This is a genomic window from Stutzerimonas marianensis, assembly GCF_022810315.1.
GTDB lineage: Bacteria > Pseudomonadota > Gammaproteobacteria > Pseudomonadales > Pseudomonadaceae > Stutzerimonas > Stutzerimonas marianensis.
The window spans coordinates 134,623-148,840 of record NZ_JALGRD010000002.1; the positions used below are offsets into that span (position 1 = coordinate 134,623).

General features: G+C 59.3%; 12 protein-coding genes and 1 other RNA gene. 3 read left to right on the forward strand and 10 right to left on the reverse strand.

Annotated features, from left to right (window positions below; genetic code table 11):
- Nucleotides 1-2 precede the first annotated feature (2 nt).
- From MST27_RS03615 to MST27_RS03640, 6 genes are all read right to left on the reverse strand, one after another.
- A complete protein-coding gene (locus tag MST27_RS03615) occupies nucleotides 3-1,250 on the reverse strand; it encodes a lipopolysaccharide biosynthesis protein (protein ID WP_243604656.1) in 1,248 nt (415 codons plus the stop codon).
- A gap of 54 nt (nucleotides 1,251-1,304) precedes the next feature.
- Complete coding sequence (locus MST27_RS03620) at nucleotides 1,305-2,912, reverse strand: MBL fold metallo-hydrolase (RefSeq protein WP_243604657.1); 1,608 nt, start codon at nucleotides 2,910-2,912, stop codon at nucleotides 1,305-1,307.
- Between the two features lie 63 nt (nucleotides 2,913-2,975).
- Nucleotides 2,976-4,076 carry an LPS O-antigen chain length determinant protein WzzB gene (locus MST27_RS03625; protein WP_243604658.1) on the reverse strand — a complete coding sequence of 367 codons (1,101 nt, stop codon included), beginning with the start codon at nucleotides 4,074-4,076 and terminating at the stop codon, nucleotides 2,976-2,978.
- A 152-nt stretch (nucleotides 4,077-4,228) separates the two neighbouring features.
- Nucleotides 4,229-4,513 carry an integration host factor subunit beta gene (gene ihfB, locus MST27_RS03630; protein ID WP_243604659.1) on the reverse strand — a complete coding sequence of 95 codons (285 nt, stop codon included), beginning with the start codon at nucleotides 4,511-4,513 and terminating at the stop codon, nucleotides 4,229-4,231.
- Nucleotides 4,514-4,755: 242 nt separating this feature from the next.
- Complete coding sequence (locus MST27_RS03635; protein WP_243604660.1) at nucleotides 4,756-6,417, reverse strand: DEAD/DEAH box helicase; 1,662 nt, start codon at nucleotides 6,415-6,417, stop codon at nucleotides 4,756-4,758.
- Nucleotides 6,418-6,900: 483 nt separating this feature from the next.
- Nucleotides 6,901-7,650, reverse strand: a complete 750-nt coding sequence (locus tag MST27_RS03640) for a spermidine synthase (protein WP_243604661.1) — start codon at nucleotides 7,648-7,650, stop codon at nucleotides 6,901-6,903.
- A gap of 113 nt (nucleotides 7,651-7,763) precedes the next feature.
- Between MST27_RS03640 and MST27_RS03645 the strand changes: the two genes are divergently transcribed.
- Both MST27_RS03645 and MST27_RS03650 read left to right on the forward strand, forming a co-directional pair.
- On the forward strand, nucleotides 7,764-9,113 hold the full coding sequence (locus tag MST27_RS03645; RefSeq protein ID WP_243604662.1) for a class II 3-deoxy-7-phosphoheptulonate synthase: 1,350 nt from the start codon (nucleotides 7,764-7,766) through the stop codon (nucleotides 9,111-9,113).
- Between the two features lie 127 nt (nucleotides 9,114-9,240).
- Nucleotides 9,241-10,692 carry an SLC13 family permease gene (locus MST27_RS03650; RefSeq protein ID WP_243604663.1) on the forward strand — a complete coding sequence of 484 codons (1,452 nt, stop codon included), beginning with the start codon at nucleotides 9,241-9,243 and terminating at the stop codon, nucleotides 10,690-10,692.
- Between the two features lie 63 nt (nucleotides 10,693-10,755).
- Here the strand turns inward: MST27_RS03650 and efp are convergent, their stop codons facing one another.
- The 4 genes from efp to ffs form a co-directional block, all read right to left on the reverse strand.
- Nucleotides 10,756-11,322 carry an elongation factor P gene (gene efp, locus MST27_RS03655; RefSeq protein ID WP_243604664.1) on the reverse strand — a complete coding sequence of 189 codons (567 nt, stop codon included), beginning with the start codon at nucleotides 11,320-11,322 and terminating at the stop codon, nucleotides 10,756-10,758.
- 135 nt (nucleotides 11,323-11,457) lie between these two features.
- A complete protein-coding gene (gene earP, locus MST27_RS03660) occupies nucleotides 11,458-12,618 on the reverse strand; it encodes an elongation factor P maturation arginine rhamnosyltransferase EarP (protein WP_243604665.1) in 1,161 nt (386 codons plus the stop codon).
- 20 nt (nucleotides 12,619-12,638) lie between these two features.
- Nucleotides 12,639-12,809: a hypothetical protein gene (locus tag MST27_RS03665; protein WP_243604666.1), complete on the reverse strand. Its 171-nt coding sequence runs from the start codon at nucleotides 12,807-12,809 to the stop codon at nucleotides 12,639-12,641.
- Nucleotides 12,810-12,817: 8 nt separating this feature from the next.
- Nucleotides 12,818-12,914, reverse strand: an RNA gene (ffs, locus tag MST27_RS03670) — signal recognition particle sRNA small type.
- Between the two features lie 291 nt (nucleotides 12,915-13,205).
- Here ffs and MST27_RS03675 point away from each other — a divergent pair.
- A complete protein-coding gene (locus MST27_RS03675) occupies nucleotides 13,206-14,198 on the forward strand; it encodes an NAD(P)/FAD-dependent oxidoreductase (protein ID WP_243604667.1) in 993 nt (330 codons plus the stop codon).
- The last annotated feature ends 20 nt before the right edge of the window (nucleotides 14,199-14,218 follow it).

Genomic DNA, 14,218 nt, shown 5'->3' on the forward strand with positions numbered 1-14,218 from the left:
TCCTACTCTGAAACACTAGAAAATCCGCATATTTTCTGATATACGGCGATTTTCCAAACAAGTATCACCAAAAACGACACGCACATTGCCCATACCACAGCAATCGCACCAAACATAGGAATACCTATAAAACATCCGATAAGAAAAACTAGCAAGCCAAGAACTTGGCTATATAAAATAACCTTATCGTGGTGCTTTGCATACAAGCCTACATGAGGAACCATGCTAGCAGCATAAATAATAACAGCCAAAAGCAGCCATTGCAGCAGATAGAGATTATCTAAATAAATTTCTTTTCCAATCCAGCTAAGTACAAAAGGACTAAAAAACAGCGCGAAAGCAGCCATCATAACCGTAGCCAATATCAAAGTGACAGCAAGCTCTTTCATATGTTTTTTAAATTTCCGCTCATCGTTATCTTTCGCGGCAGCAACAATTTTAGGATATAAAAAAGCAATCACACCTGTATCAAGGAAGGACACAATAGAAAACGCAATCCCAACAAATAAAACGTAGGCACCCAGGATATCTAGCCCAACAGCACTTCCGATCCAATAACGATCAAAGGTAAACAAGCCGCGAATTGCAAGGCTTGCTATTAACAGCGGAAAAGCGATCTTAACTCCGCGTAAAATCCAGCGCCAATCAACCTCTCTATTCCATGTACTTTTATCAAGCTGGAGTATTCTCGCCAGTCCCAATGCGCATGCAGTGCCTGCGCCTATGGACCAAGCCAGAAACACAAACTCTAGATTACGCGCCTCCTGTACGTACCCCATCAACAAAACAGCAACAATAGCCCAAGCCCCACTCCTTAAAAACAAAACCAAGCTCGCTAAAAACTGCTCAGACATCACAACAAGCAAGCGATTCAGTTCTTGCGCCGTATGCTCAAATAACAACAACACTAAGAACCATCCGACATATCTCCAAGAAGAAAAATACACAAAGAAGGCGGAAAGTAGCAGCGGAAAAAACAAAGCATAACTAATCGCGAAAAACGTCCACTGATCCCTAATTATCGGCAACCACTTTTCCCTCCCGACACCAAGCAAGTCGCGAGTCGAATAAGTATAAAACTCGAAACCAATTACAAAAAACGAGTAACCAATGGTTGCGACAAATAATCCAAAGAGACCTACCTCTTCTGGTGATAGAAAATTAGCCAGAAAAAAAATCAGCAGAAACTTACAGACAAGTGTTCCACCTCGAAGCGAAACATTTATCAACCTTGAAATAAGCTCACTCATTTGCAGAATATTCGGTGACCAAAACAACCATTAATGCAGCACAAAAACATAGCCTTATATATCATCCAGAACGTCCTGCTCGTTTTTCGCCACTGCCCCACCGATCATAATATCGACGAACAAGTTGTTGCGTCTGTACCACTCCCGCAGAAGAGAAATCAGCGCCTTCTTCTGCCCCGCCTCTCCATGTACTACCCGTATCTCAGCCGGCCACTGTTGCATTCCAGTCACAAATTCCACCAGCCCCTTCTGATCCGCATGCGCCGAGTACCCGCCAATGCTAGTAATGCCGGAGCGAATATTAATGCGCTCACCGTCGAGAACTACGTAGCCGCCTTTAGGCCCGTAGATTTGTATGTCATGCCCGGGTGTGCCCTTGGCCTGGTAGCCGACAAACAAAACGTTATGCCTTTTATCGCCCAACATGGCTCTGAGGTAATTTACGATGCGACCGCCGCTACACATGCCGCCACCGGCAATAACGATGGCTGGGCGTGCAGTCTGGGTCAGATGATTCACGATGCGCTGGTGTTCACCGTGGCTATCGATGGTGATGAGCTGCTCAAAGGCCAGCGGGCGGCGCCCAGATTGGATACGCTCGCGGGCCTCTTGGTTCCAGAACGGCTTGAGGTTTCGATAGGCCTCGGTGAAGCGACTAGCCAGGGGTGAGTCGAGAATGATGGGGAGTTCAGGCCAGTTTGGTTCTGTGTTTGGTTCCGCATTGATGCTGGTCCCCTTTTCCCCCACCCCAGCCCTCTCCCCAGAGGGGAGATGGGGCATATTGGATCTCACCGAGGCTTCGTCGCTGGCGCTTACTTCCACCTCAGCCCTCTCCTCGGCAGAGAAAGGGGACTGGTCTGCGGCCGTTCTTTGCTTGCTCTGAATGATTTCTTCGAGCTCGTACAGCAGCTCCTGGGTACCGCCGATGCTAAACGCCGGGATCAGAACGGTGCCTTGATCTTCCAGTGCCTGCTCGATAACGGCTTCGAGCCGCTGGCGACGATTGCTGCGGTCTTCATGCAGGCGGTCACCGTAGGTGCTTTCCAGCACCAGGATATCGGCGCGTTCAGGTGACTGCGGTGGCGTCAGGAAAGGTGCATGAGGTGCGCCGAGGTCGCCGGAGAACACTACGCGTTTGCTTTCGCCAGTCTGGTGATAGGCGAGGTCGACTTCGACATAGGCCGAACCCAGGATATGGCCGGCTCGCTGCAGGCGAATCCGCGCGTGCATCTGCTCGTTATCGATCAGGGTGAACCAGTGTCGGTAAGGAAGCGCAATGATCCGTTTCTCGATGAGCTGGATATACCTTTCTATATGCGCCTGGTCACGACTAACGCTGAGCTTGAAGGCATCCTCAAGAACGATGGGCAACAGCTTCGCCGAAGGCTCGCTACAAAGGATGGGGCCCTCGAAACCTGCGGCCAGTAGATAAGGAATACGCCCAACGTGGTCGATATGGACGTGAGTCACTATGAGCGCTTTGACGGTTTCCAGTGAGAACTCGATATCGAGGCGACTGTTGCCGCTCGGAAGGGAAGCATCGTTGCCTTGGAACAAGCCGCAGTCTACCAGCAGACTGTTCTCGGCACCGATGTGCAGCTGATGGCAGGATCCGGTCACGCCATCCTTGGCACCGTGATGTTCTATGATTGGATAGAGCATAGTTAATCCTTTAACGTTGCATTTGGGGAATAACCCGCTATCGAAACTGGAAAAGCTCGTTTGCTATTTTTCGCGCCGAACCAAAACCCTAACTAAAGCGACAAATACACCGAGCATTCCACCGAGAACGATTCCAAGCGCAATGATCAATGCCTTTTTCGGCTTGATGGGTGTTTCAGGGACTTCGGCTGCACTGTCCAACGTGAATACCGATACATTTTCCGGCGCTACGTCAACTGTTTTCAGAAAGGCTAGTTGCTCTTGAAGACTGCGCAATTCCGGAATAAACGGATCATCTGACTGCCTTGCTTCCAACACCTTCATTTCTGACTCGATAGCTTTCGCGCCACGCATGTAGGTCAAGCTGCCATCCACAAACGCTGATAGTTCATCGCTCGAAGCGGTATGACCAGCAGTTACTTGAGGGCTCGTCATACCTACCTCTCTAGCAACCACCAACGCCTCTTTGAGAATAGCAATACGATCTTCACGCCGCTGTTGCGCAGTGCTACGCAATGAAGCGATACGGCGTTCGACCGAATGAATACGGGCGCTCAGCTCACTGGCAACGTTTCGCTGCATGTCACGCTCGGAAGCGGCTGAAGCCCGGTTTATAAGCTCATTTGTCCAAGCAGCAGCTAACTCAGCAGTATTCTGGTCAACCGACACTTCAAGCAATTCAGCACGCTGTTTATCAGGCGTGGTAATTGTGATCAGCTCGTTGAACTCCGCCCAGAGCTGGTCCCGAGGGCCGGAACGCTCAGCTTCTGTAAGAGTGGGCAGATATAAATCGTTGAAGACGCCTCGCCGTAGAGATTGGGAACGCAGATTGCGAGTGAACACAGCGTACACATCCTCGACGGTGAACGGCTTGAGCGGCGCCTGGTTCGCCCGCCCAGATTTGTCCTCGTCGCCGCTCGCATAAAACGAAGATTCCAGCCTGCCCGCGTTATAGGCAGCAATATCGGAGAGAAGCGGCGGAAGGACGGTGGCCTTTGCTTGATAAACGGGGGAGGAAAAAAATGCGTATGCCAAAGCGATCACGGCGCCTGCAATCGTGGCGCTGGCGATGATGAGCTTCTGAGACCAAAGGGCTTTGGCTAGCTCAACGAGGTCTATCTCTCCATCTCGCGTATGGGCGGTGTAGCTTCCTGATTCCTGCATGAATCCCCTCCAAGGGAAGCGCTAAACTAAAAACGGCGCATACTGCCACGGAGGGTAAAAATTGCCAAACCAAACAGCGCTTTATTGCAAAGGCACTGACCTACGGCAAACAACTAACCTTGGGTAGAGGTGCAAAGCGGCCATGTTGCAAATCATTCCTCATCATTCACACGATCACGCAGCTCCTTCCCAGGCTTGAAATGCGGAACGTATTTGCCATCGAGTGGGACGGACTGGCCGGTCTTGGGATTACGACCGACGCGAGGGGCGCGATAGTGGAGGGAAAAGCTGCCGAAACCGCGGATTTCGATGCGGTCACCGGTGGCCAATGCCTGGGCCATTTGTTCGAGCATGGTTTTGATTGCCAGCTCCACGTCCTTGGAAGAAAGCAGGCCTTGCTGGGTGACGATACGTTCGATCAACTCCGACTTGGTCATGGTTTTCCCTTCGTTTTCAAGCGGCTAGATCATTTGGGTTGCGTCCGTTTGTAGCATGTTGTTCAGAGTTTGAACAGCCCAGGCGTTTGGTTGGGTTTGGGTTGTTTTAAGCGCTAGCCGTCCGTCCAGCCCGCGGTCGCCCATCACAGGGAAGCGTGGCAGGCGGGGTGTTGGGCTTGGGAGGGCTACAAATAAAAAAAAGGGTGGGCCATAGCCCACCCTTCTGGTCACCACCGGGACAGTCAGTCCTCGCGATAGCGGCGCAGCTTGAGCTGCTTGCCGCCGACACGGGTGTCCTTGAGCTTGCCGAGCAGACGGTCGAGGCCGTCTTCCGGGAGCTCAACCAGGCTGAAGCTGTCGCGCACCTGGATACGGCCGATGGCTTCGCGGGCCAGGCCGCCTTCGTTGAGGATGGCACCCAGCAGGTTGCGGGCAGCGATGCCGTCACGTGCGCCCAGCGGCGTACGGCAGCGGGCGCGGCCTTCGGCCAGCGGAATCGGAGCACGACGCTCGCGGTCACCGCTGCGCTCGGAGCGCTCGGAGCGTTCACGTGGTGCGCCGGTCGGAACCAGGGGCTGCTCCTTTTCCACTTCAGCGAGGGTCAACGCCTGACCATTGGTGGCTTTGCGAAGCAGCGCAGCGGCCAGGGCACGCGGGCTGCAACCAATGTCGGCAACCAGCTTGTCGAGCAGCTCGCCGTGGGTGGCTTCGGCATCGGCGACGAGCGGCGCCAGGCTGTTGGTGAGCTTTTTGATACGCGCTTCCAGCACTTGCTGGGCATTCGGCAGGCGGGCCTCGGCGACCTTCTGGTTGGTGACGCGCTCGATCACCTGCAGCATGCGGCGCTCGCGCGGCGTAACCAGCAGCAACGCACGGCCTTCACGACCGGCACGACCGGTACGGCCGATGCGGTGAACGTAGGATTCCGGGTCATACGGCATGTCGACGTTGAACACGTGGGTGATGCGTGCCACGTCGAGGCCGCGTGCCGCGACGTCAGTGGCGACGACGATATCCAGACGGCCATCCTTGAGCGATTCGATCACGCGCTCACGCTGGTTCTGGGCGATATCGCCATTCAGCGCGGCCGCCTTGTAGCCCTTGGCTTCCAAGGCAGCGGCCAGATCCAGCGTCGCCTGCTTGGTGCGCACGAACGCGATCAGGGCGTCGAAATCTTCGACTTCCAGCAGACGCAGCACGGCCGGGATCTTCTGATCGGCATGGACCATCAGGTGCGCCTGCTCGATACGAGCGACGGTCTGCGTTTTGGTGGCTACCTTGATGTGCTGCGGCTCGCGCAGATGCTTTTCGGCGATGGCACGAATGGAGTGCGGCAACGTTGCGGAGAACAGCACGCTCTGGCGGCTTTCCGGCATGGCTTCGAAGATCACTTCGAGGTCATCCATGAAGCCCAGCTTGAGCATCTCGTCCGCTTCGTCGAGGACCAGAAACTGGATGGTCGACAACAAGGCACTGTTGCGGCTCAGGTGATCGACGAGGCGGCCCGGAGTCGCGACGATGATCTGCGCGCCCTGGCGGATGGCCTTGAGCTGCGGGCCCATGGGCGCGCCACCATAGACGGCCACCACGCCCACGCCTGGCATCTGCTTGGAATAGGTTTCGAATGCGGTGGCGACCTGCAGGGCGAGTTCGCGGGTCGGTGCAAGGATCAGCGCCTGCGGCTCGCGCTTGGACGGGTCGATCTTGGAGAGAATAGGCAACGCAAAGGCTGCGGTTTTACCGGTACCGGTCTGGGCCTGGCCGATCATGTCGTGGCCGCCGAGAATGACCGGGATAGCCTGGCTCTGGATCGCCGAAGGCTCTTCGTAACCCACCGCTGCGACAGCCGCGAGTACGGATGGATGAATACCGAGTGCGGCAAAGCCGCCGATTTCCTGGGACATGGGTCTTTTCCTGATGCTCCGCAAAGACCCAAGTTCCGAAGCTGCGCATGCCATGCAAAACCCGAAGGTTACCCTGGCAGCCTGGTCGGCGGGGTTTGCGAAAACGTAATGGATGATGAATCGTCAAGGACAGCCGCGAGAAGCGGACAGCAGCCGAAGCAGCGCTTCGTGTATTGCAGTACCTGAACGCAGGCTGGGTTTCAGCCGGCGCGTACTATACCGGAATTCTGTGAAGCTGTGCGCGCATTTTGTCTTTTGGGTTAGGTTTGCCCGGGAGGTGCGGATGGGATTGCGACGACCTTTATCCGAGCCGAACCTTGGACAGCTCGCTTGCCAGGGCGCTAGCGCGTAGCCGCGTCACCCAAGGCGTTTCGTTCAATAAGGGATATGACGGCCAGCCCTGAAGGCGAACCTTTCCAGCCGACGTTGACAGTGCGCCACTCTCACCGCAAAGCACGCGTACCGAGGGCGCACGAGCGGCCATCAGCTGGCCGGGCGGATCGCTGCGATGAGCGGGTCCAGCGTATAACCGAGGCGCGGGGCGAGCGAGGCGGCGCGGTCACGCAGCCCGTCCATATCCAGTGATTGCTCCAGGTCAGCAGGCACGAACAGCACCACGTTGCCCTCCTTCACCGGGCATTCCCAGTAATGCCGATGAAAGAGGCCACGCAACAGGGCGGCACCGAGCGGCTTGTCCTGGTCGGTGCCCCACTGGTTGATTACCAGCCAACCGCCGGGGTTGAGCTTCTGCTGGCAGCGCTCGAGAAAGCGCCAGGCCAGGTGTGCGGCGGACGGCCCGGTGTCGGTATAAAGGTCGACGAAGATCAGGTCGGCCGTTTCGGCCGTGTCGAGTAGTTCGACGGCGTCGCCGATGCGGATATAAAGCCGCGGGTCGTTCTGCAGGCCCAGATAGCGCATGGCCAGATCCGGCACATCCGGACGCAGCTCGATGGCCTCGACATCTTCGACGGGCAGGAATTCGAGGCAGGCTTGGGTCAGGGTGCCCGCACCAAGGCCCAGGAACAGCGCCGTCTCCGGCGCCTGGTGAAGCAAGCCGCCCATGAGCATGGCGCGGGTGTAGTCATACTCGAGCCAGCTCGGGTCGCGCGTGAAGACGCAGCTTTGCTCGACTGCCGCGCCGAATTCGAGAAACCGGTACTCACCGACTTCAAGCACGCGGATCAGGCCAAAGGCGTCCTCGACTTCGGCCAGCAACACTTCCTGCTTGTCCATACCTGCTCACTCAAGACCATGCGGCATCTTAACAGGCGATTGGCAGGGACTATCAGCGGCGGCCGGTCGCATCGGGTAACATCGCGCCCATTCATTACGGTTGGACGCACGACATGAGCCAGGCCTGGAGCCCTTCAAGCTGGAGAAACAAGCCCATCGAGCAGCAGCCGGTTTATCCGGATGCCAGCCACCTCGAGCGGGTCGAGCGCACCCTTGCCGCCCTGCCACCGCTCGTGTTCGCCGGCGAGGCGCGTGAGCTGCGTCGGCAATTTGCCGAGGTGACGCAGGGCCGCGCCTTTCTCCTGCAGGGTGGCGACTGTGCCGAGAGCTTTGCTGAGTTCTCCGCGCCGAAGATCCGCGATACGTTCAAGGTATTGCTGCAGATGGCTGTCGTGATGACCTTCGCTGCAGGCTGCCCGGTGGTCAAGGTGGGCCGAATGGCCGGGCAGTTCGCCAAGCCTCGTTCATCGGGCGAGGAAACCATCGACGGCGTCACCCTGCCCGCCTATCGCGGCGACATCGTCAACGGCATCGGCTTCGACGAGAAGAGCCGCGTCCCGGACCCGGAGCGGCTGCTGCAGGCGTATCACCAATCCACGGCGAGCCTGAACCTGTTGCGCGCCTTCGCCCAGGGCGGGTTCGCTGATCTCCACCAGGTGCATCAATGGAACCTGGATTTCATCGCCAATTCGCAGATGGCCGAGAAGTACCACCAGCTTGGCGAGCGCATCGACCAGGCGCTCCGCTTCATGCGCGCCTGCGGGATGGACAATGCGCCCCAGCTGCGCGAGACCAGCTTTTTCACCGCGCATGAGGCGTTGTTGCTCAACTACGAGCAGGCCTTCGTACGTCAGGACAGCCTCAGCGGTGGCTGGTACGACTGTTCGGCGCACATGCTGTGGATCGGCGACCGTACCCGCCAGCTCGACGGCGCCCATGTGGAGTTTCTGCGCGGCGTGGGCAACCCGATCGGTGTCAAGGTCGGCCCCAGCATGCAGGACGAGGAGCTGATTCGCCTCATCGATATCCTGAATCCGGACAATGACCCAGGGCGCCTGAACCTCATCGTGCGAATGGGCGCGGACAAGGTCGAAGCCGGCCTGCCGCGCCTGATTCGCGCCGTGCAGGCCGAAGGTCGCCAGGTGCTGTGGAGTTCGGACCCGATGCACGGCAACACCATGAAGGCCTCCAGCGGCTACAAGACGCGGGATTTCGCGAAAGTCCTCGCGGAGGTGCGGCAGTTCTTCGAGGTGCACCGCGCCGAAGGCAGCTACCCCGGCGGCATTCACATCGAGATGACCGGGCAGAACGTCACCGAATGCATCGGTGGCGCCCGCCCGATCACCGAAGATGGGCTATCCGACCGCTACCACACGCACTGCGACCCTCGGCTGAATGCCGACCAGTCCCTCGAGCTCGCCTTCTGGATTGCCGAGACGCTGAAGCAGGTCCGTCCGGACTGATTGCCGACCGCCGGGCTGCCGCCCCGCACCTCAACCTTCGGACGAAACGAAACCGCGCCGCGCCTGTCCCCCAGATAGGAGCGCGCGGTCTCGCGCGGTAGTCAGCGCCGTTTCGTAGAGGGCCCACATGAGCGAATCATCACCGCAAACCAAGGGCGCCACGCTTGCCGCCTGGATCGGTCTGGCGCTAGGCCCGCTGCTACTGATCACCTGCCTGCTGACCGAGCCGCCTGCCGGGCTTTCCGACCGGGCCTGGCTTACCGTTGGCCTTGCCGCACTGATGGCGGTCTGGTGGTCCACCGAGGCCATTCCCATCCCGGCCACTTCGCTCTTGCCGATCCTGCTCATCCCGCTGCTGGGCATCGATACCCTGGCGAAGGCCACGGCGCCTTACGCCAACCCGACGATCTTCCTGTTCCTGGGTGGCTTCCTACTCGGCCTGGCGATGCAACGCTGGAGTCTGCATCGGCGCATCGCTCTGGCGACCCTGCTGGCGGTAGGCAACCAGCCCAGCCGTCAGATTGCCGGGTTCATGATCGCGACCGCATTCATCAGCATGTGGGTGAGCAACACCGCGACGAGCATCATGATGCTGCCAATCGGACTGTCGGTGATCGGGCTTCTCGTGGCAGGCAGTGACGAGCGCGAGGGCAGCCGTTTCGCCATCGCCCTGCTTCTGGGCATCGCCTACGCCGCGAGCGTCGGCGGCATCGCCACATTGATCGGCACGCCGCCCAACGCGTTGCTCGCAGCGTTCATGCGCGAGAACTACGACGTCGAGATCGGATTCGGCCAGTGGATGCTGCTGGGCCTGCCGCTGAGCATCGGCATGCTGATGTTCATCTGGTGGTCGCTGACCCGTCGCGGCTTCAGGCTGGCCGGCGGCGATACGCGGGCGCTGCTGGAGCGGGAGATGGCTGAACTCGGGCCGATGGCACGCGCCGAAAAGCTCGTGGGCGCAGTCTTCATGCTGGCGGCGCTGGCCTGGATCTTCCAGCCATTTCTCGCCGAGTACGTAGAAGGCCTGAACGACACCAGCATCGCCATGGCAGCGGCGATCGCCCTTTTCCTGATTCCGGTGAACCTGCGTGAACGGGTGTTCCTGCTGGATTGGGCGCAGGCGAACAAGGCCCCATGGGGTGTATTGCTGCTGTTTGGCGGTGGCCTTTCTCTGGCGGGGGTGATTGGCGCCTCCGGACTGGCCGAGTGGATCGCCGAAAGCCTGGGTGTCTTCGGCGCCCTGCCCTTGCTGTTGATGATCGGCGTCGTTGTTGCCGTGATTATCTTCCTGACCGAAATCACCTCCAACACAGCAACCGCCGCGGCTTTCCTCCCCCTGCTCGGCGCCCTGGCCGTCGCCCAGGGGCTGGAGCCGGAAATGCTGGCGATTCCTGCTGCTGTCGCGGCCAGCTGCGCTTTCATGATGCCGGTGGCGACGCCGCCGAACGCGATCGTGTTCGGCACCGGCCAGTTGCCGATCCAGGCGATGATCAAGGCTGGCTTCGTCCTCAACCTGTTCGGCGTGGTGCTGGTGACGCTGCTCTGTTATCTGCTGGTCGGCTGGATCTGGGCCGGCTGATAGTGCACAAAAGAAACCCCGCCGTAGCGGGGTTTTTCGAACATCACTGTCCAGCCAGGCGGATCACGCCTTGACGCGGGACTTGTACTCGCCGGTGCGGGTATCGATTTCGATCGAGTCGCCGATTTCGCAGAAGGCGGAAACCTGCAGCTCGGCACCGTTCTTCAGACGGGCGGTCTTCATCACCTTGCCGGACGTATCGCCGCGAACGGACGGCTCGGTGTAGACGATTTCACGCACGATGCTGGTCGGCAGTTCGACCGAGATCACCTTGTCGTTGTAGAAAACCGCTTCGCAGACGTCGGTCATGCCGTCTTCGATGAAGGTCATGACGCCTTCGAGGTCATCCTTCTCGATCTCATACTGGTTGAATTCGCTGTCCATGAAGACGTACAGCGGATCGGCGAAGTAGGAATAGGTAACTTCCTTGCGCTCAAGAATGACCGGCTCCAGTTTGTCGTCGGCCTTGTAAACGGTCTCGGTCGCCGAACCGTTGAGCAGGTTCTTCAGCTTCATCTTGACGACGGCGCTGTTACGACCGGACTTGTTGAACTCGGCTTTCTGGATGACCCAGGGTGCGCCGTTGATGATGGCCACCTGGCCGGCACGGAACTCTTGTGCGGTTTTCATACGAATATCCGAATGGAATTAGAGACAAAAAACAGGCGCGTATCATAGGGGCTGTTCCCGCATCGTCGCAAGCTGCGATGCGGCCGCCGGGGTACCGCGCGCCTTGCCTGCACAGTAACCCTCGATGTACGCGCGTCAGGGCTGGCCGGGCGTCGCCCCCAGCCAATCGGCATGGAACAACATCAGCTTCCCGGCCAGATCACCATTGGCAACCTGCCGGTGCGTCCAGCGTTCGGCATGCTCGCGCAGCGCCACTTCGTGTTCGAGCAAACCAGCCCAGGCGGCACCGCTGCCGACGCCTTCATTCCAAGCACGCCAGAACGCGCGCAGGGCATTGGCCGCGGCCGGGTCGAGATCGCGAAGATAGAGCTCGAGGAAGGCATTAAGCTTATCCCAATGCGCACCTTCCTCCTGCGGATAGATGTGCCAGACCAAGGGACGTCCGGCCCATTGCGCCCGGATGAACGACTCCTCCCCACGCACCGCGTTGAAATCGCAACTCCAGAGCAACATGTCGTACTGGTTCTGCGTTACGAATGGCAGCACGGCGATCTGCAGCGCGCCACGCGAATGGCGGTCACCGGCCTGCAAACGGGCAACACCCAACCAGCGAGCGACGTCGCCCAGCACGCGCCCTACCGGCACCAGCAGCTGCGTCGGTCGAGCGCCCGCCGCGAGCGTATCGAGCCACTCGGATACCGCGTCGTTCTCATAGGCGAATAACGACAGCAGGCACGCACCCGGCAGAGGATCGACGTCAAGGCTTTGCAGAAATGCCTCGCGCAGGTGCGGATCACGCTGGAAGGCTTCACGACGCGCGATCAGGTCGCCCTCACGGATCAAGCCACCCGTCCCCTGCTCGAAGCCCGGAAAGAAGAAATACTTCTGCAACCCGTCGGGCTGCATGGAAGGTAAGGCATGGCATCCCACTACCCAGTCCTCTGCACTCAGGTATTCAAGGTTCAGCCAGAGGATGCGGCGGTCGCTTTCCGCCATGGCCGCGATATAGTCAGTCGGCAACTGGCAGGCGAACGCTTCGATGACGACGTCGGCCGGCTCGGCGCCACGCCAGTTCTCGCACCAATGACGGACCTCGACGCCCTCATGCCACTGCTGGTCGGCGGTGGCCAGCGTACCGGGGCAGAGCTGAGCGAAGGTCTCGAGATCGTCAACCCATAGGCGAACGTGCTGACCATGCTCCACCGAGAGCTGACGCGCCAGACGCCAGGTCACGCCGATATCGCCGAAGTTATCCACCACGACGCAGAAAATGTCCCACCGGGCCTTGATCGACAAAGCGACGTCCTCGTACCGGATTAGCGATACCCTACCGTGCATGGCGGGCTGAACAGGCAGAAGCGCAGGATACGGATGCCAGACGGCAGCGCAACCGCAAAGACCGAGGCGAACGACCACGGGCTGACGAAGAGGCCAGGGAAGTAATAGATATGGAAAGGAGAAAACCGGGAGATGAGACGCTTCGTCATGGAGGCAGCCCTACCAGCCACACCCCGGCACACAATGTCACCGCTGCGGCTGCTTCCTTCCGGACCTGACCGGGTTCACGGCTGATCGTTGCGAGGGGACCGATAGGACCACCATGACGACACCCGCCTGGCGGCGAGCGGCGCCATTGTACCGGCTTCTTCCCAACTTACAACTGCTGCCTTCTTCTGGCAGGCCCGCGATGCCGCTGGTCAGGCAGATCGGAAAAATTGCCGCCGGTCATGAAATGGCAAACAGAACCCCTAGGCAAACGCGCGGGTCTGTTTGAGGATAAGGGGCGGATCAGCGATAGCCGCCGCAGGATCGACGGTGGTGAAATCGAACGAAACGGCGCAGTAGTAGTGCGCGGGACGCACGGCGCCATCGAAGAGGTAAGCATGAGCAAAGCTCCCATCGCCATCATCGGCGCCGGTATCGCCGGACTGTCGGCGGCCGAGGCACTGCAGACCGCCGGTGAGGCCGTGCAACTGTTCGACAAGAGTCGCGGCCCCGGCGGCCGTATGTCCAGCAAACGCAGCGAAGCAGGAAGCCTCGACCTCGGCGCGCAATATTTTACGGCACGCGATCGCCGGTTCAGCGAAACGGTACAACGCTGGCAGGCACAAGGGTGGGTCGATTCCTGGTCACCCAACCTCTACCAGGCGCGGAGCGGCCAGCTGTCACCTTCGACCGACGAGCAGGTCCGCTGGGTGGGCGTGCCGCGTATGAGCGCCATCGCCCGAGGCCTGATCGGCGACACCCCGGCAACCTATGCGTGCCGCATTACAGATGTGTTTCGCGGGGAAGCATTCTGGACACTGGTCGATGCCGACGGTACGAGTCACGGACCTTTCAGCCAGGTTATCATCGCCCTGCCAGCCCCCCAGGCCAGTGCATTGCTGGCGACGGCGCCCAAACTGGCCGCTGTTGCCGCGAGCGTACCCATGGAGCCAACCTGGTCGGTGGCCGTCGCTTTTGCCTCGCCACTGGAAACCCGCGTCGAAGCCTGTTTCGTGCAGGACGATGCACTCGACTGGCTGGCGCGACATCGCAGCAAACCCGGCCGCGATGACCGTCTCGACACGTGGGTGCTGCACGGCACAAGCGCCTGGAGTCGGCAACATCTGGATCTACCCAAGGAAGCGGTCATCGAGCAGCTGGTCGGCGCCTTTGCCGAGCTGATCGATTGCGTCGTGCCGGAAACCACCTTCACCCTCGCCCACCGCTGGCTATATGCGCGTCCAGCCCAAACCCACGAGTGGGGCGCGCTGGCCGACGCCGACCTTGGTCTATATGCGTGTGGCGACTGGTGCCTTTCAGGGCGCGTAGAAGGAGCCTGGCTGAGCGGACAGGAGGCGGCACGGCGACTGCTCGAGCAACAGCAGCGCTAAGCCTGCCGGCAGGCGACCTG